Below are 16482 nucleotides of genomic sequence, written 5' to 3'. Positions count from 1 at the left end.
GTGACAGAGTCCCTTGGGTTCGGGGGCCTCTTCCAACTTAGGCCAGTCGCGGCGCGTCCCGAAAGGCCATTCCTGTCTGATCTTTACCCGATAGCGACGGCGCTTTGCCGTCCACCAGGGGCCAGTCAATGGCAAGGTCAGGGTCATCCCAGGCAATACTGACTTCACTGCCGGGATCGTACTTATCCGTACATTTATATTGAAAGTCCGCGTACTCCGAGGTCACATAAAAGCCATGGGCAAAGCCCGGCGGTACCCATAGCATCTGCTGGGTTTTTGCATCCAGAGTGACGCCATACCACTGGCCCAGCGAGGGTGAATCCCTGCGCAGATCCACTGCAACGTCGTAGACAGTGCCCGCGGTGACGCGCACCAGTTTTCCCTGGGTATGGGTGGTCTGATAGTGAAGCCCGCGGAGAATACCCTGGGCAGAGCGGCTGTGGTTGTCCTGTACAAAGTGGAGATCAAAGCCCGCTTCCTTAAAGACCTCGGCGTTCCAGCTTTCTACAAAGAATCCGCGCTCGTCACCGAAAACCTTGGGCGTGAGCAGGTAAACACCGGGCAGAGGGGTGGCTTCAAATTGCATTGCGCACGGCCCCTTCCTCGCGAAGCAGTCCCATGAGGTATTCCCCGTAGCCGCTCTTGATAAGCGGTGTTGCAAGTGCCTGCAGGTCCGCCGCGGCAATGTAACCCATGCGATAGGCCACTTCTTCGGGGCAGGCAATTTTGAGACCCTGACGCTCCTCTACGACGCGAATAAAGTTGGCGGCGTCGAGGAGGGAATTATGGGTCCCCGTATCCAGCCAGGCGGTGCCGCGACTCATGACTTCTACGTGAAGGTCACCGCGTTTGAGATAGGCAAGGTTTACATCGGTAATTTCCAGTTCACCGCGGGGAGATGGCTTGATGTTTTTAGCGATATCCACAACATCGTTGTCGTAAAAGTAGAGTCCGGTAACTGCATAGTGAGAGCGGGGATTGGCGGGTTTTTCCTCGATGTTGCTGGCAACACCCTTACCGTCAAAATCCACCACGCCGTAACGCTCCGGGTCGTTGACATAATAGGCAAAGACCGAGGCGCCCTTTTTGCGCTCGGCGGCGTGGCGCAGGCTTTTGGAAAAGCCGTCCCCGTAGAAAATATTGTCGCCGAGCACCAGGCTCACGGGGCTGTCGCCCACAAAGTCGGCGCCAAGGATAAAAGCCTGGGCCAGGCCGTCAGGGCTGGGCTGCACGGCATAGGTGATATTGACGCCCCACTGTTCACCACCCCCGAGAAGGTCAGCAAAGGCTCTCTGGTCCCGGGGCGTCGTGATAATCAGCACGTCACGGATACCCGCTTCCATGAGAGTCGCCAGGGGGTAATAGATCATTGGCTTGTCATAGACCGGCATTAGTTGCTTGCTCACAGTGCTCGTGAGGGGGTGCAGTCGTGTGCCCGAGCCCCCGGCAAGAATGATGCCCTTGTAGGCCTTGTCGCTCATTCCGTTATGTCCATGGAAGAAAGAGGCTTAGTATATCGGTCGTCTTTGGATCCTGTCCCGTCACTATGCCATGGGCGTCCCGGCTTTCCTGCAGCCTGGGACGGAGATCACAGCTTGTACCGCTGCCCCCGGTGTATACAATGCGCGGCTCTCTTTTAACATCACCCCCTCGGAGCACCATGTCGGGTCCTTTGCACATTGCCCTGCTCGGTTATCGCAGCCAGCCCCACGGCGGCGGCCAGGGCATCTATCTGCATTACCTGAGCAAAGCGCTGGTGGAAGCGGGTCATAAGGTGGATGTTATCTCCGGTCCTCCTTATCCGGAGCTCGACCCCCGGGTGCAGCTTATCCATATTCCGAGCCTGGATCTGTTCACCCACGGTCTGGGTTCTTTACGGCCGCGACACCTTTTGTCTCTCAGCGATATGATCGAGTGGTGCAGCAAGCTCACCGGGGGCTTTGCCGAGCCCTACACCTTTGGACGGCGGGTGAGAAAGTACCTACACCGTGAGGGGCGTCACTACGATCTTATCCACGATAACCAGAGTCTGAGCTACGGCGTGCTGAAACTGCAGAGCGAGGGCTTTTCTGTGGTCACCACGGTGCATCATCCCATCACTCACGATCTGCGAATTGCCCTGCGCGCGGCGCGGAGCTGGTACGAGCGCCTGCTCGTGCGGCGCTGGCACTCCTTTCTCACCATGCAGGGCAACGTCATTCGTAAGCTGCGTCACGTGATTACCGTGTCAGAGCAGTCCCGCCAGGATATCGCTACGGATTTTGGTCTGCCCGTCGACTGCATTGATCTTGTGTACAACGGCATCGACACCGCGGTGTTTCGCCCCCACAGCGAGATAGCCCGCCGCCCCAACCGTCTCATGGCCACCGCTTCAGCCGACGCGCCCCTCAAGGGCCTGCGCTATCTGCTCAAAGCCTATGCGTCCCTTCTTGATGATTATCCCGATCTGGAGCTTTTGGTGGTGGGCAGGCCTCAGCCCGGTGGTAAAACCGAACAGTTGCTGGATCGCCTGAAACTTCGCGATCGCGTGCGCTTTATTTCCGGCATCAGTACTGGCGAGATGGTGCGTCATTACGCCGAGGCGACCCTGGCGGTCATACCATCGATTTACGAGGGCTTTGGTTTGCCCGCCGGAGAGGCCATGGCCTGCGGAGTGCCCGTGGTGTCTACCGATGGCGGGGCTCTTCCGGAGATAGTGGCCGACGCGGGCGTCATTGTCCCCAGCGCGAACGCCGAGGCCCTGGCGGGGGCGATAGCGGCGCTTCTTGAGGATCCTGCTCAACGGGAACGCCTGGCTCACGCGGGCCGGGAGCGCATTCTGGATACCTTCAGCTGGAGCGTCTGCGGTGAGCAGATGGTGCGCTATTACCGGGGGGTGATTGCCGATGCAGACCGTTGATCGCAACTACCTTCCCCTGCGCCCCGGGCAGCGGGTGCTGGATCTGGGCTGTGGCGAGGGCCGTCATGTGATTGCGGCCTGCGCCCTCGATGGCGTGGATGCGGTGGGCGTGGATCTGTCCCTCGACGACCTGGCAACGGCACGGGGACGGATGCAGGAGTTTATTGGTGATGAGAGTGGCGGGGACTCAGAGGACTCAACCGAATTTCTGCTCCTCGCCGGCGACGCCCTGAAACTCCCCTTCGCCGATGCCAGCTTTGATACGGTGATTTGCAGCGAAGTGCTGGAGCATATTCCCGATTACCGCAGCGCACTGGCCGAGATTGCCCGCGTGCTGAAACCCGGGGGGCGCTTTTGCGCCAGCGTGCCCCGCGCCTGGTGCGAGCGAATCTGCTGGTCGTTGTCCCGGGACTACCATCAGGTATTGGGCGGGCATTTGCGCATTTTTGACAGTTTGCGATTGCGCGGCGAGATTGAGAAGCACGGCTTTACGGTGTACTACGAGCACGGCGCCCACGCGCTGCACAGTGTTTACTGGTGGTTGCAGTGCCTGTTCTGGAAATCGCGGGAGCACAACTGGCTGGTGCGGCAATATCATCGCCTGCTGGTCTGGGATATGATGAGTCAACCAGCATTCACACGCGTGCTTGAGCGCGCATTAAATCCCGTTCTCGGTAAAAGCGTCGTCATGTATTTTCGCAAGGGCAGCGAGTGAGCGGCCCCTATTTCACCACCGGGCTGTTTCCCCGGGATTTTCTCGCGCCGACCATCGCATCGATACGCGATGCCCAGCTGTCCAATGGCGAAATTCCCTGGTCACCCGGTAACTATGCCGACCCCTGGGATCACGTAGAAGCGGCCATGGGGCTCTCCATTGGCGGTGAGTGGGAGGCGGCAAAGCGGGCTTACCGCTGGCTGGCAGAGCAGCAGCTGAGCGATGGCAGCTGGTGGGCGGCCTACCGCAACGGCGTGCCGGACAATCGCGAGCGGCGGGAAACCAACTTTGTCGCCTACGTCGCCACCGGTGTCTGGCACCACTATCTCATCAGCAAAGATGGTGATTTTCTTGCCGAGCTTTGGCCGGTTGTTGATGCCGCCATGAGTTTTGTGATGTCGTTGCAGTCGGAGGATGGAGACATTGATTGGGCCGTGGATGAAGACGGTACTCCCCGGCCGGATGCCCTGATTACCGGCTGCAGCTCTATCTATAAAAGCCTTGAGTGCGCACACAATATAGCCGTAACTCTCGGTGAGGAGCGTCCTGGCTTTTTGCAAAGCCGGAATGCGCTCGGTGAAGCCCTGCGTCATCGGCCCCAGCGCTTTGATCGCACCTGGGAGAGCAAGTCCCGCTACTCCATGGACTGGTTCTATCCCGTGCTCACCGGTGTTGTTACCGGCGCTGCGGCCAGGGCCCGCCTGGCTTCCCGCTGGGATGAGTTTGTCGAGAAAGACATGGGCTGTCGCTGCGTTGTTGAAGAGCCCTGGGTAACCGTCGCCGAATCCTGTGAGCTGGTTATGGCACTGTTGGCGGCCGGAGATCGGGCACGAGCAGCGGAGCTCTACAGCTGGCTCCACCAGTGGCGCAGCGAGGAGGGTGATTACTGGACGGGCTATCAGTTTGCAGAGGACCTGCTGTGGCCGGACGAGCGGCCCACCTGGACCGCGGGCGCGGTATTACTTGCTGCCGATGCCCTGACTCAGCATACGGCCGCTGCCCAGATTTTCACCCGGGTTGAGCTTCTTGATACGGGTGCTGCACCCCTTTCCCGGCGCGCCAAAGCAACCTAAAGGCGCTCCAGCACTCTGAGACTGTCTACTGCCGTGATTTCCCGAAACAGCCCTGAAGCCAGGGCGAGGCGATAAATTGTTATCGGTGCCTGCCCTCCCGCTTCAGACCCGGGATAGACATCGTGAATAGCCAGACGACCCCGGGCAGCGATTAATCCCACCCAGTTTCGGTAATCCAGCAAAGCCGCATCCAGACTGTGCCCACCGTCAATAAACACCAGGTCCAGCGGGCCCTGCCAGACCCGGGCGAATTGGGTGGAACTGCTGAGAACGGGAATCACCGTGTCATCAAGTCCGGCCGACCGTAGCGTGTTTCTGAAGTAGGACAGGGTGCTGAAGGCGCCCGTCTCATCAACCAGTTCCGGGTCATGGAACAGTTCGCCGGGCTGATGTTCTTCGGATCCGCGATGGTGGTCGACGGCAAAAAGCGTGCTTTTCGCTGCTTTACAGCCAAGTCCCAAATAGACCGTCGATTTACCGCAGTAGCTGCCTATCTCCAGTGCCACGGACCCGGGGGGCGTCTCCCGGGCACACTGAAAAAGAGCATCTCCCTCTGCCGGGGAGAGGAAGCCTTTTACGTTGTTGATATCGATAGGCATCGATACTTTGGGTTGTTCAGGCACGGTTTTTAGCTCAAGTTTGCCGGGGCGCTGACACTACCGATGGCCGCTGCCACTGGCAAGCTGTGGTCGGCGCTGATTTTCACCGTTATGCTGCAAAACCTTCTCTGCGTTCGGGCGTTCGTTGTGGTTCGTATTGCTTTCAGCCTGCTGTTTATCGTGCTGCAGCCGTTTATCGTGCTGCGCATGCTTCTTCGCTCCCGCCGGGCACCGGCCTACCGGCAGCGCCTGGGCGAGCGTTTCGGTTTTTTTAAGCCGGCAGAGGATGATGACCGGCCCTGCATCTGGGTCCACGCTGTCTCCCTGGGAGAGACGCTCGCAGCTGGGCCCCTGGTGGAGCGGATACTGAAGGAGCACCCGGGTCACCGGGTAATGGTGACTACCACGACGCCCACGGGGTCTGACCAGGTAAAGCGTTTGTTCGGGGATCGGGTGTTCCATGTGTATGCGCCCTGGGATACGCCTGGCGCGGTGAAGCGTTTCCTGAGTCGCACCCGGCCAAAGCTGCTGGTACTCATGGAGACGGAGCTATGGCCAAACCTCCTCCATTACGCAAAGCGCTCGGGCTGTGATGTGCTTCTTGCCAACGCCCGACTGTCGGCGCGTTCTGCCGCGGGCTATGCCAGGGTGAAACCGCTAACGCGGGAAATGCTCAGCGCCCTCGACTGGGTGGGCGTACAAAACACCACCGACGGAGAACGGTTTTTGCAGCTGGGTCTGGATCCCCGGCGTTTGAAGGTCACGGGTAGCGTGAAATTCGATGTCTCCGTCAATAACGCAACCCGCAGTCATATTCGTGAGCTCTCTGAGCAGTGGTCTCTTGAGGAGCGTTTTGTGATCATCTTTGCGAGTACCCATGAGGGGGAAGACGAGTTGGCACTCTCCACGTTTTCCGCCTTTCGCCGGCAGCATGAAAACGCGCTGTTGCTCCTTGCGCCGCGCCACCCGGAACGGTTCCAGTCTGTGTACGAGCTGTGTACTCAGGGCTCTTTTAAGGTTGCTCGTCGATCGCAGACCGACCCTGTGGACGACGGTACAGAGCTGCTTCTGCTGGATTCCCTGGGGGAGCTGTCGGGGCTGTTTGGCGTCGCTGACCTTGCGGTTATTGGCGGTAGTTTTATCGACCGCGGCGGTCATAACCCCCTGGAGGCCGCGGCCTGGGGTATCCCCGTGCTCTGCGGTCCGTCGATGTTCAACTTCGAGGATATAACCTTCCGGCTTTCGCATGCGGGTGCTCTGCAGCGCTGTGCCGATGAGCAGGAGCTACTCGCCCAGTTCGAAGTACTGGCCTCCGATAGCAAGGAGGCGCACCGCCGGGGTGCGGCTGGGCTTCAGGTTTTAGAGAGCAACCGGGGCGCTCTGGACGCCCTGTGTGATGGCCTGGAGGAGTTACTCGGGCGCCATGCCTGAGCTGGTTGGTGCCGCAGCGGCTTCCAGAAAGCTATTTAGAGTGATGATGTCCTCGGGGCTGAGAAGTCCCGCCTGCTCCTTCAGGAGCAAGGTGTTGACGATGTAGTCATAGCGACTGTTGGCGTAGTCGCGAAGCGCGCCGAACAGCGTGTTCTGCGCATTCAGCACATCGACGATATTTCGTGTTCCCACCTCATAACCCGCCTGAGTGGCGTCAAGGGCACTCTTTGACGAGAGAATGCTCTGCTTGCGTGCCGCAACGCGGGCGACGTCGTTGACGACGGTCATATGGAGCGAGCGGGCATCGGTGACTGTCTGACGGGTCAGATTGATACGCTGCTCCCGGGCCTGATTAAACAGCTGCGCAGCGCGACGACGCTCGGCACTAATGGCTCCGCCGGTGTACAGGGGCATGGAGAGTTCTACGCCCCATACCGTCTGCTGCCGCTCCGAATTGGGCGGAAAGTTAAAAATACCCGCCGGATCCTGAAAACGCGTGCCGTCGGTAGTGGAATCCAGGTACTGGGCATTACCATTGATGGTCGGCGCGTGGGCCAGACGCCGGGCCTTGGCGTTCTGACGGGCCGCTTCTTCTGCATACTGTGATGCTTTGAGGTTGAAGTTGTTTGCCAGAGCAAACTCCACCCAGGCGCTGCGATCAGCGGGCTCGGGCTTGTTGACTTCAAAGGACTCCACCAGCACATCCAGGGTGTCGTGGCGCTTGCCGGTGAGAACGCTGAGATTCTCCAGTGCCACCGCGACGGCGTTCTCATCGGAGATACGATCAACCTGTGACAGGTCGTAGGCCGCCTGCGACTCATAAACGTCGGTAATGGCAATAAGACCGACTTCAAAACGCTGCTGGTTCTGCTCCAGCTGCCGACCAAAGGCTTCTTCTCTGGCCACGGAGGCCCGGAGGTTGTCCTGGGCCCGCAGCACGGCAAGATAAGCCTGTACCACGCGAACAATCAGGTTCTGTTGATTCGCAGCGAAGGTCGCCTCTACCTGTTTGGAGAGTTCCTTCCCGGATTGGAAGGAGAACCACGCGGGAAGGTTAAAAATGGCCTGCTGAAGAGACACCTGGTAGGTGTCAGTGTCGATATCGGTGTTATCGAAGGTGTCACCGATAACGGGTGCACCCGAGGGGTCGAAGCCAATAATTCCCGGGCTGGTGGTGTCCGTATCCGAATTCTGGGTTCGCGCGCTCGCAGTTACCTGAGGCAACAATACTGACAACGCAGCGTTTTCATCCTCCAGGCCCGCCATGTACTGTGCTTGCTGCGCCTTGAGGGTCGCATCGTTTTCCAATGCCAGTTCGTAAATATCACGCAATGACTCGGCGTTTGCAGAGGCAGAGGCGACGACGGTCGCAGCCAGAGTCAGAGAGGCGAGGAAAACCTTGCCGGGGACGTTCATAATGAAATCCTTGGGTATGCGGAATAAAGCCGTGCAAATCTTACCAGTAATGTCGACTGCTTCGCAGTGCTGAATAGTCACTAAAGCTAAGCTAACCAGGGTTCCAATCTTAGGTGGTACACTGATTTCATTGCCACTGATACACACGCGCCCTGTCGCATTTTAGATGCAATTGATCGATTTTACTGATCAACATGGGACGCACAGGGAGTAAATACGTGCAATCCTTGGCTATTGGTTCAGGAAGCCGGGGTAAATTTGTAACAAACGGCGACGAAAGCCGTGACTCGGGCTACGATTCACCTTGGGACTCACGTTATTACCGGGGAATGAGACAGGCAGTGATAAAAGGCTCCTACAAAGTCGATTTGCGCGCATTGCATGCCTTGTGTGAGGCGAACTATGCGCGTTTGCTGCGTCTCTTTTCTGACTATGAGAGCTCTAATAGCAAGCGTTTCTCGGTGGACGGGGCCCAGGTACACATAGAAGTGCTCGAGCGCAGTCGCTATACCACGCTTTTCTGCCTCAAGAGTTTTCGCAGTAATGCGCCGGAGACTGCTCAGAAAAGCGCCAAAGATAATACGCAGGGGTCAGAATTAAGCTGGCTGAACCCCCTGGTTATGGAGGTCCGGGCATACCACGATGCGGGAATGATCGAAGTGGTGCGCTTTCAAACAAGCGGCAAAACCCAGGGTCGCTATGCCTATCCGAATCCGTCCATGCATCAGCAGGACGAAAAGAACCAACAAAACAGTTTTCTCGCTGACTGGCTGTCCCACTGCCTCCATTACGGGCAGGCTGACGTCGCCGGGTTATTAAAACCCGGGGCGGAGCACGCCTAGGGGCAATTATTGCATGAGTGATAATCCCAACAGTGTTTGTCAACTGAGTGTGCGCAGCGAGACCGTCCGCGTCGTGCAACTTACAGATACACATCTGAAGGCACACGATGGGGGCAAGCTGCTGGGCCTGGACACCGACTACTCTCTTCAGGCTGTTATCGATCTGGTGAACCGGGAGTACCCTGACCCTGACTTTGTCCTGGGCACTGGCGATCTTGCGGATTCCGGTGCCGGCGGTGCCTACACTCGACTTATCGGCTATTTCGACCAGGTGAGCACGGAGCATTTCTGGCTGCCGGGTAACCACGATCTTCGTGAAGTGATGGCAGACGTTGGCGGTGCCCGACGTCTCCCGGGAGAAATACGTGTGGGAGCCTGGCAGATCGTCATGCTCGACTCCCAATTGCCCGGTGAAGTCGGCGGGCACCTGGGCCGTGGGGAACTGCAACGCCTTGAGGAGTGTCTTGCGGCAAGCGCAGACTCGGATTTGTATACGCTGATTTGCATGCATCATCAGCCGGTGCCCGTGGGTTGTGGCTGGTTGGACGAGCAAATGGTGTCTGACGCGGACTCCTTTTTCGAGATTTTGGATCGTTACCCCCATGTGCGCGGAGTGCTGTGGGGTCATGTGCATCAGGCGCTGGATCAGCGCTGTGAAGACCTCCGTCTCCTGTGCACCCCGTCTACCTGCGTGCAGTTCCTGCCCCAGCAAACGGATTTTGCCGTCGACAGCCAGGCTCCGGGATTCCGCTGGCTGGAACTGGAGCCCGACGGCACTATCCGCACAGATGTCTCCCGCGCGGAGTCGCAGATCTTTCCCGTCGACAAAGAAGCCTCCGGCTATTTGTAACCCGCGATGGCGGCCACCCTCTAAACCTGAAGGCCCAAACGCTCGCTGAATGTTAAAAAGGGCTCCCCACTATGGCTAACGCAGCCTTTTTTAGTTTTCAATTCGCCCTCCTGGGGTTTTGGGCTCTGGCCGGTGTATTGAACGGGCCCCTCGCCCATGCCGCCGATGTATCCGACGCAGCTGACGCACCCATAGAGATACGCGTCGCAGTCCTGGTGAACTTCGAGGTCGGCCAGGATACGGGGGACGCCCCCGGTGAGTTTCAGGCCTGGCACGAGCGTGGGCTGAACGACCACCCTGGATGAATGCTTCGACCTTCCTTTCAGCACCCATGAAGCCTGCGTGGATCGCGACAGAGGTCTGCTGGTCACCTTTACCGGTCTCACTCAGGATCTGGCGGAATGGGCCTATGAGCAGAGCGCAGGGGTCGAGCTTTTCGATAACGCGGCAGCGCAGGCTTTGCGGGCCGAATATCAAGGCTACCCCAAGGCGCTTGCTCCACCGACGATCATGCGCGGTGACAGTCTTTCCGCCAGCACCTTCTGGCACGGCAGTTATCTTAACGAATGGGCCAACGACTGGGTCGCATACTGGACCGAGGGTGATGGTGAGTTTGTCACCACCGCCGTCGAAGACAGCGGCATTCTTGAGGCTCTGCGTTTTCTCGACAAGGGTGGTCGCGTGGACTTTGATCGCATCATGCTTTTGCGCACGGCGAGCAACTTTTCCATGCAGCCGCCGGGCATGACCGCCGTAGAAAGCCTCACCCGGGAGACCGAAGGCTTCGGCGGTATGCTGCCCGCCGTCGAGAATCTCTGGCGGGTTGGCAGCAATGTCGCCGCCAAGCTTGTGGACGATTGGGAACAACGCCGCGCCACGCCGCCGGGACGCTAAGGCGGGGGCGCGACGCTTGAATTACGCGGCTGACAGCGCAAACCTCGGTGTTTGTGATCTTGCCGTGTACAATGCCGCGATCTTTTTCTTCAGGCGATTATTACCGCAGTGAGCGATTATTCTTCTGACTCTATCGAGGTCCTCACGGGCCTGGAACCGGTGCGCAAGCGACCGGGAATGTACACCGACACCACGCGTCCCAACCATCTTGCCCAGGAGATTATCGACAACAGTGTCGATGAGGCTCTGGCGGGTTTTGCCCGGCAAATAGACGTTATCCTGCATGCCGACGGCTCGCTATCCGCCAGCGACGACGGCCGGGGCATGCCGGTGGATATGCATCCTGAGCAAAAAAAACCGGGAGTCGAGGTGATCCTTTGCACCCTCCATGCCGGCGGTAAGTTCTCCAGCAAAAATTACCAGTTCAGCGGCGGACTTCATGGCGTGGGCGTCTCGGTGGTGAATGCACTGTCAAAAGAGCTCATCGTCACCATCCGCCGCGACGCTCAGGTCCACGAAATGAGTTTCGCCGGCGGTGAGAAAACCTCGGAGCTCAAGGTGATTGATAGCTGTGGCAAGCGCAACACCGGCACCACGGTGCGATTCACACCCGATCCCCAGTATTTCGACTCCATCAACTTTTCCGTGCCCCGACTCATGCATGTGCTGCGAGCAAAAGCGGTGTTGTGCCCGGGCCTGCGGGTCACTTTTCTCGACGAAAAGAAAAACGAGAAAGAAGAGTGGTTTTATGAAGATGGTCTCACCGATTATCTGCTATCTGCCACCGAAGGCTTCCCCACCGTGCCCACGGAGCCTTTTACCGGCAGTTTCAGTGGTACCACCGAGGCTGTGGACTGGGCCGTGCAATGGCTTCCGGAAGGCGGTGAGCTGATTACCGAGTCCTACGTGAATCTTATTCCTACGGCCCAGGGCGGCACCCACGTCAACGGACTGCGTACCGGCTTGCTGGATGCCATGCGCGAGTTCTGTGAGCTGCGCTCATTATTGCCGCGGGGCGTCAAACTCGCACCGGACGATATCTGGGAGCGCTGTAGCTATGTGCTCTCTTCCAAGCTGGAAGATCCGCAATTCTCTGGTCAGACCAAGGAGCGTTTAAGCTCCCGGGAAGCGGCTGCCTTTGTATCGGGTGTGGCTAAAGACGCCTTTAGCCTCTGGCTTAACCAGCACACCGGCGATGCCGAGGCATTGGCAGAGCTGTGCATCAACACGGCTCAGCGGCGCCTGCGCAGCGCTAAAAAAGTGGTGCGCAAAAAGGTCAGTGCCGGCCCTGCGCTCCCCGGTAAGCTCGCCGATTGTTCCGGTGAGGATCCTTCTCGCACGGAGCTGTTTTTGGTGGAGGGTGACTCCGCCGGCGGTAGCGCCAAGCAGGCCCGCGATCGCGAAACCCAGGCGATCCTGCCTCTGCGAGGGAAGATTCTGAATACCTGGGAGGTGGATTCCCAGGAAATTCTCGCCTCTCAAGAGGTGCACAATATTTCCATAGCGCTGGGCATCGACCCGGCGGATGACGACCTCGCAGGCCTGCGCTATGGCAAGGTGTGCATTCTTGCCGATGCGGATTCCGATGGCCTGCACATCGCAACATTGATCTGCGCGCTTTTTGTGCGTCATTTCCGATCGCTGGTTTCTGCGGGACATGTTTACGTAGCGATGCCGCCGCTGTATCGCATCGATATCGGTAAAGAGGTTTTTTACGCGCTGGACGAAGCCGAAAAGCAGGGCATTCTTGATCGTATCGAGGCTGAGAAAAAACGCGGCAAAGTAAACGTGCAGCGCTTTAAAGGTCTGGGTGAGATGAACCCTTTGCAGCTGCGCGAAACGACCATGAGTGCAGATACGCGGCGTCTGGTGCAGCTACGCCTCGATGCCGGCGATGGCACCAGTGAAATGCTGGATATGTTGCTCGCGAAAAAGCGCGCGGGAGACCGTAAGTCCTGGCTTGAGACCAAGGGTGATCTGGCGGAAGTCCTTTAGTCTTTTCGCGCTGAGAAAACCTGCTCAGTCGTGTATCCGGGAAGGTTTTGCCCCTGCTTCTGCGTTGTGTCCCTGACGACGCCCCGTCGGCTCTGGCCGAAGGGGCGCGACCTTCAAGGTCAAAGACTTTAAAAGAATCCGAGGGGATTCGTGTCGTAGCTGACCAGCAGGTTTTTAGTCTGCTGATAATGGTCAAGCGCCACCTTATGCGTTTCCCGGCCAATGCCGGATTTTTTGTAACCCCCAAAGGCGGCATGGGCAGGATATGCGTGATAGCAGTTAGTCCATACACGACCCGCTTTTATTCCGCGGCCCATGCGGTAGGCTCTGTTCATGTCCCGTGTCCAAACGCCTGAGCCAAGTCCAAAGTCCGTGTTGTTGGCAATGGCCAGCGCCTCCGCTTCATCTTTAAAGGTGGTGACACCGACCACGGGACCGAAAATCTCTTCCTGAAATACGCGCATGTCATTTGTGCCCTTGAGCAGCGTCGGTTGCACGTAGTATCCCGTGCCCAGATCACCCTCTAGCTTTGCAGCGCCCCCGCCGATGAGTACCTCAGCGCCCTCGGAGCGACCGATATCGATGTAGCCGAGGATTTTGTCGTACTGCTCCTTGGACGCCTGAGCGCCGACCATGCACTCGGGGTCAAGAGGGCTTCCCCGTTTGATAGCGTTGGCTCTATCTATGACGCGCGCCATGAAGTCGTCGTACATATCCTCCTGAATCAACGCCCGAGAGGGGCAGGTGCAAACCTCACCCTGGTTGAAGAAGGCCAGTACCAGGCCCTCCACCGCTTTGCTGATAAATTCATCTTCCTGCTGCATCACGTCATTGAAATAGATGTTGGGTGATTTTCCGCCCAGCTCTACGGTACTGGGTATGAGCGTTTCTGCCGCACAGCGCAGGATGTGCTGGCCCACGGGAGTGGAGCCGGTGAAGGCAATCTTGGCGATGCGCTTGCTGGTCGCCAGCGCCTGACCCGCTTCTGCGCCGTAGCCGTTGACGATATTCAGAACTCCCGGTGGCAGTAGGTCAGCGATCATCTCCATGAGTACCAGAATGGAGGCCGGAGTCTGTTCCGCAGGCTTGAGAATGACGCAGTTTCCGGCGGCCAGAGCCGGCCCCAGCTTCCATGCGGCCATGAGAATGGGGAAATTCCAGGGAATAATCTGGCCGACAACACCCAGCGGCTCATGTACGTGATAGGACACTGTTTTTGCGTCTATCTCAGCCATGCTGCCTTCCTGAGCGCGCAGACAGCCTGCAAAGTAGCGGAAGTGGTCCGCAGCCAAAGGAATATCCGCATTGAGAGTTTCCCGGACAGCCTTGCCGTTATCCCAGGTTTCGCACACGGCGAGAACTTCGAGGTTAGCCTCGATACGGTCTGCAATCTTCAGAAGTATATTCGAGCGTTCAGCGACCGAGGTGGCTCCCCAGGCGGCTTCCGCTTTGTGGGCCGCGTCCAGCGCCAATTCGATGTCCGCTGCAGATGACCGGGGAATTTCCGTGAAAACCTGTCCATTCACCGGAGATACGTTTTCAAAGTACTGGCCATCCACCGGTGCGACCCAGTCGCCACCAATAAAGTTCTCGTAGCGGGTTTTAAATGACGCAATCGCGCCAACTTCGCCGGGCTGTGCATAGATCATTTGCTTCACCTTTCTTCAGTTTATTTTTCATGGGGCGATGCTTCCGTACCAGGCTACCCACCATCATGTTAGCGAGTGTCTCGACCAGCATCAGGCGTCACATCGTAACCAACAATAGTACAAAAATTATCTGATGAGTATCGCCGCGAAGGGTGATCGCAATTCCCAAAAGTCCCCGACGCCCTGGCGCCTTGTTTCCCGGAAGGCGGCGTATCCCCTCGCGTAGTATTATTTGATAGATAACGTTTGTGGATTTCGCTAATGCTTGTCATCGAGCAAACATTGTCAGGAAGCGAGGTGGAGGACAGGTGAGCACATACATTGTTTTGCTTCGCGGCGTAAATGTCGGTGGTAAAAATGTTCTCCCCATGAAAGATCTGCGAGCCTGCCTGGAGCGGGCTGGCCATGGGAGTGTTCAGACCTACATCCAAAGTGGCAATATCATTCTGGATGCTGACGGTGATCCTTCGGCAAATGTGGCAGCTCTCATTGAGAAGGAGTTTGATTTTAGTCCGGACGTCGTGTGCCTAACCGAGAATGAATTCGAGGCAGCTGCAACGCAGAGTCCTTTTTCTGATGTAGCGGGCAACACGGTGCATTTCTACTTTTGCCCACAGGCGCCAAAACTGGATTTGATCAAGATAGAAAAGTGGCGCGCTCCGTCCGAGCGCTACGAAGTCCTTGGCCGGATTTTTTATTTGCACGCACCCGATGGCATCGGTCGATCAAAGCTTGTTGCAAATATTGACGCCTGCCTCGGTGTGTCTGGAACGGGACGTAACCTCAACACGGTAAACAATCTGCAGCGTATGCTCGAAGATCGTAAGTCGTGAGAAAAACTGACAAGAAGCTTGAGCGGGGGCTGGTAAACACGCTTACCCGCATTTGCGATGAAGCCCTGGAGGAGATTCCGGGTTTTGCATGGTTAACGCATTTTGTGGACTACAACAATTTTCCTGAATCCTTACGGATCGTTTGCGTGTTCGAAACCGATGAGCAGCTTGAAGCTGTCCGCGCGGCACAAAAAGATGCCCGTTTGTCTGCCAGAGTCATTGAGGGCCTTAAAAGTGTGGGCGTTTCGATCAGTCCCAGGGGGCGTCAGATTCAATTCGATACGGAAGAGGCTTGTGCAAGGGAGAATTCCGGAAACTGGCAGGCGCGGTATGGAAGTACCAAGTCATAAAAGGGTTCGCCAAAGCTGCGGTGATAGGCTACTTTCGACTTTTATATGTTAAGCACCCAATAGCCGGGAGATTCAGGTGAGTAGACGAACAAAGCAAAATTTCACGACGGTGTACCTCAAAGCGGGAATTCGCTTTGTTCAGCGCGCCTTTCTCGCAGTGCTGATGGCTGCGACCCTGCCCGCAGCAGCCCAGACTCTGGACGACGAAGCGGTAGCCTGGCTGCAGGCGTTCTTGAAGATAGACACTATCAATCCACCCGGAAACGAATCCCGCGCCGTCGATTTTTATTCTGAAATTCTGGACGCCGAAGGCATCTCCTGGAACTCGGCAGAGAGCGCGCCCGGTCGCGGCAACATCTGGGCGCGCATAGAGGGCGGCGATGAGCCCGCGTTGATTCTTTTGCAGCACACCGATGTAGTCCCAGCCGATCCCAAGTACTGGACCACCGATCCCCTGTCGGGGGAAATTCGCGACGGCTTTATCTGGGGTCGTGGCGCCATCGACATGAAGGGCACGGGCATTACCCAGCTGGCGACGTTTTTGAGCCTGCATCGTGCAGGCAAGCCTCTCAATCGCGACGTGGTGTTTGTAGCGACGGCTGATGAAGAGGCCGGTGGACTTTACGGTGCGGGTTGGCTGCTCAAAAACCACCCGGAAATTTTTGACGGTGCAGGATTGCTCCTAAATGAAGGAGGTCTTGGGCGCTCCACTGCCAAGGGCGAAACGATTTTCTCCGTTGAGCTGACCCAGAAGGTGCCAGTCTGGTTGCGACTGACAGCCATCGACAAGCCGGGTCATGGATCCATGCCCTACCCGACCTCTTCGGTGACCCGTGTCGTTAAGGCGCTGGAGTTGGTGCGCACCAACCCCTTCCCGGCGCGCATTATTCCGCCGGTGGATGCGATGTTCCGAAGCATCGCCCAGAGTGCAGAGCC

17 protein-coding genes are annotated in these 16482 nt (G+C 57.6%); 12 read left to right on the top strand and 5 right to left on the bottom strand.

Annotated features, from left to right (window positions below; genetic code table 11):
• Nucleotides 1-37: 37 nt before the first annotated feature.
• A complete protein-coding gene (gene rfbC / locus ACTG3T_RS07920) occupies nucleotides 38-586 on the bottom strand; it encodes a dTDP-4-dehydrorhamnose 3,5-epimerase (RefSeq protein WP_439101725.1) in 549 nt (182 codons plus the stop codon).
• On the bottom strand, nucleotides 576-1481 hold the full coding sequence (gene rfbA, locus ACTG3T_RS07915) for a glucose-1-phosphate thymidylyltransferase RfbA (protein WP_439101724.1): 906 nt from the start codon (nucleotides 1479-1481) through the stop codon (nucleotides 576-578). The genes rfbC and rfbA overlap by 11 nt, the downstream gene beginning before the upstream one ends.
• A gap of 179 nt (nucleotides 1482-1660) precedes the next feature.
• Here rfbA and ACTG3T_RS07910 point away from each other — a divergent pair, with 179 nt between their 5' ends.
• Genes ACTG3T_RS07910 through ACTG3T_RS07900 form a run of 3 tightly spaced genes read left to right on the top strand, consistent with a single transcriptional unit; the run spans nucleotide 1661 to nucleotide 4687 of the window.
• Nucleotides 1661-2899, top strand: coding sequence for a glycosyltransferase family 4 protein (locus ACTG3T_RS07910; RefSeq protein WP_439101723.1), 1239 nt, complete (start codon nucleotides 1661-1663; stop codon nucleotides 2897-2899).
• Nucleotides 2886-3614, top strand: a complete 729-nt coding sequence (locus tag ACTG3T_RS07905; protein WP_439101722.1) for a methyltransferase domain-containing protein — start codon at nucleotides 2886-2888, stop codon at nucleotides 3612-3614. The genes ACTG3T_RS07910 and ACTG3T_RS07905 overlap by 14 nt, the downstream gene beginning before the upstream one ends.
• A complete protein-coding gene (locus tag ACTG3T_RS07900; protein ID WP_439101721.1) occupies nucleotides 3611-4687 on the top strand; it encodes a prenyltransferase in 1077 nt (358 codons plus the stop codon). The genes ACTG3T_RS07905 and ACTG3T_RS07900 overlap by 4 nt, the downstream gene beginning before the upstream one ends.
• Here the strand turns inward: ACTG3T_RS07900 and ACTG3T_RS07895 are convergent.
• Nucleotides 4684-5310, bottom strand: a complete 627-nt coding sequence (locus ACTG3T_RS07895) for a class I SAM-dependent methyltransferase (protein WP_439101720.1) — start codon at nucleotides 5308-5310, stop codon at nucleotides 4684-4686. The two genes, ACTG3T_RS07900 and ACTG3T_RS07895, sit on opposite strands and share 4 nt — an antisense overlap.
• Before the next feature lie 39 nt (nucleotides 5311-5349).
• Between ACTG3T_RS07895 and waaA the strand changes: the two genes are divergently transcribed.
• Nucleotides 5350-6717 carry a lipid IV(A) 3-deoxy-D-manno-octulosonic acid transferase gene (gene waaA / locus ACTG3T_RS07890; protein WP_439101719.1) on the top strand — a complete coding sequence of 456 codons (1368 nt, stop codon included), beginning with the start codon at nucleotides 5350-5352 and terminating at the stop codon, nucleotides 6715-6717.
• Here the strand turns inward: waaA and ACTG3T_RS07885 are convergent.
• Nucleotides 6697-8133 (bottom strand): TolC family outer membrane protein, encoded by a 1437-nt coding sequence (locus ACTG3T_RS07885; protein WP_439101718.1) that lies wholly within the window; start codon nucleotides 8131-8133, stop codon nucleotides 6697-6699. The two genes, waaA and ACTG3T_RS07885, sit on opposite strands and share 21 nt — an antisense overlap.
• Nucleotides 8134-8474: 341 nt before the next feature.
• Between ACTG3T_RS07885 and ACTG3T_RS07880 the strand changes: the two genes are divergently transcribed.
• From ACTG3T_RS07880 to parE, 5 genes are all read left to right on the top strand, one after another.
• Nucleotides 8475-8975: a DUF1249 domain-containing protein gene (locus tag ACTG3T_RS07880; protein ID WP_439101717.1), complete on the top strand. Its 501-nt coding sequence runs from the start codon at nucleotides 8475-8477 to the stop codon at nucleotides 8973-8975.
• 13 nt (nucleotides 8976-8988) lie between these two features.
• On the top strand, nucleotides 8989-9825 hold the full coding sequence (gene cpdA, locus ACTG3T_RS07875) for a 3',5'-cyclic-AMP phosphodiesterase (protein ID WP_439101716.1): 837 nt from the start codon (nucleotides 8989-8991) through the stop codon (nucleotides 9823-9825).
• Between the two features lie 71 nt (nucleotides 9826-9896).
• Entirely contained in the window at nucleotides 9897-10130 is a 234-nt protein-coding gene (locus tag ACTG3T_RS07870; protein ID WP_439101715.1) for a hypothetical protein, read from the top strand.
• A gap of 37 nt (nucleotides 10131-10167) precedes the next feature.
• A complete protein-coding gene (locus tag ACTG3T_RS07865; protein WP_439101714.1) occupies nucleotides 10168-10719 on the top strand; it encodes a hypothetical protein in 552 nt (183 codons plus the stop codon).
• Nucleotides 10720-10827: 108 nt separating this feature from the next.
• Nucleotides 10828-12714, top strand: coding sequence for a DNA topoisomerase IV subunit B (parE, locus tag ACTG3T_RS07860; protein ID WP_439101713.1), 1887 nt, complete (start codon nucleotides 10828-10830; stop codon nucleotides 12712-12714).
• 128 nt (nucleotides 12715-12842) lie between these two features.
• Here parE and exaC read toward each other — a convergent pair whose 3' ends face one another.
• A complete protein-coding gene (gene exaC / locus ACTG3T_RS07855) occupies nucleotides 12843-14363 on the bottom strand; it encodes an acetaldehyde dehydrogenase ExaC (protein ID WP_439101712.1) in 1521 nt (506 codons plus the stop codon).
• Nucleotides 14364-14671: 308 nt separating this feature from the next.
• Here exaC and ACTG3T_RS07850 point away from each other — a divergent pair, with 308 nt between their 5' ends.
• The 3 genes from ACTG3T_RS07850 to ACTG3T_RS07840 form a co-directional block, all read left to right on the top strand.
• Nucleotides 14672-15196: a DUF1697 domain-containing protein gene (locus ACTG3T_RS07850; protein ID WP_439101711.1), complete on the top strand. Its 525-nt coding sequence runs from the start codon at nucleotides 14672-14674 to the stop codon at nucleotides 15194-15196.
• Nucleotides 15193-15546 carry a hypothetical protein gene (locus tag ACTG3T_RS07845; protein WP_439101710.1) on the top strand — a complete coding sequence of 118 codons (354 nt, stop codon included), beginning with the start codon at nucleotides 15193-15195 and terminating at the stop codon, nucleotides 15544-15546. The genes ACTG3T_RS07850 and ACTG3T_RS07845 overlap by 4 nt, the downstream gene beginning before the upstream one ends.
• Nucleotides 15547-15622: 76 nt before the next feature.
• A partial coding sequence (locus ACTG3T_RS07840; protein WP_439101709.1) for a M20/M25/M40 family metallo-hydrolase occupies nucleotides 15623-16482 on the top strand: 860 nt, incomplete at its 3' end.

This window comes from Congregibacter sp. (genome assembly GCF_965660375.1).
Taxonomy (GTDB): domain Bacteria; phylum Pseudomonadota; class Gammaproteobacteria; order Pseudomonadales; family Halieaceae; genus Congregibacter.
Note: the sequence above shows the minus strand (reverse complement) of the source record. Positions and strands in the feature narration are given on the sequence as shown.

Excerpts from the sequence above, each read along its gene's own strand:
- rfbC (WP_439101725.1), bottom strand. The coding sequence starts at position 586 with ATGCAATTTGAAGCCACCCCTCTGCCCGGTGTTTACCTGCTCACGCCC.
- rfbA (WP_439101724.1), bottom strand. The coding sequence starts at position 1,481 with ATGAGCGACAAGGCCTACAAGGGCATCATTCTTGCCGGGGGCTCGGGC.
- ACTG3T_RS07910 (WP_439101723.1), top strand. The coding sequence starts at position 1,661 with ATGTCGGGTCCTTTGCACATTGCCCTGCTCGGTTATCGCAGCCAGCCC.
- ACTG3T_RS07905 (WP_439101722.1), top strand. The coding sequence starts at position 2,886 with ATGCAGACCGTTGATCGCAACTACCTTCCCCTGCGCCCCGGGCAGCGG.
- waaA (WP_439101719.1), top strand. The coding sequence starts at position 5,350 with ATGGCCGCTGCCACTGGCAAGCTGTGGTCGGCGCTGATTTTCACCGTT.
- ACTG3T_RS07885 (WP_439101718.1), bottom strand. The coding sequence starts at position 8,133 with ATGAACGTCCCCGGCAAGGTTTTCCTCGCCTCTCTGACTCTGGCTGCG.
- cpdA (WP_439101716.1), top strand. The coding sequence starts at position 8,989 with ATGAGTGATAATCCCAACAGTGTTTGTCAACTGAGTGTGCGCAGCGAG.
- ACTG3T_RS07870 (WP_439101715.1), top strand. The coding sequence starts at position 9,897 with ATGGCTAACGCAGCCTTTTTTAGTTTTCAATTCGCCCTCCTGGGGTTT.
- exaC (WP_439101712.1), bottom strand. The coding sequence starts at position 14,363 with ATGATCTATGCACAGCCCGGCGAAGTTGGCGCGATTGCGTCATTTAAA.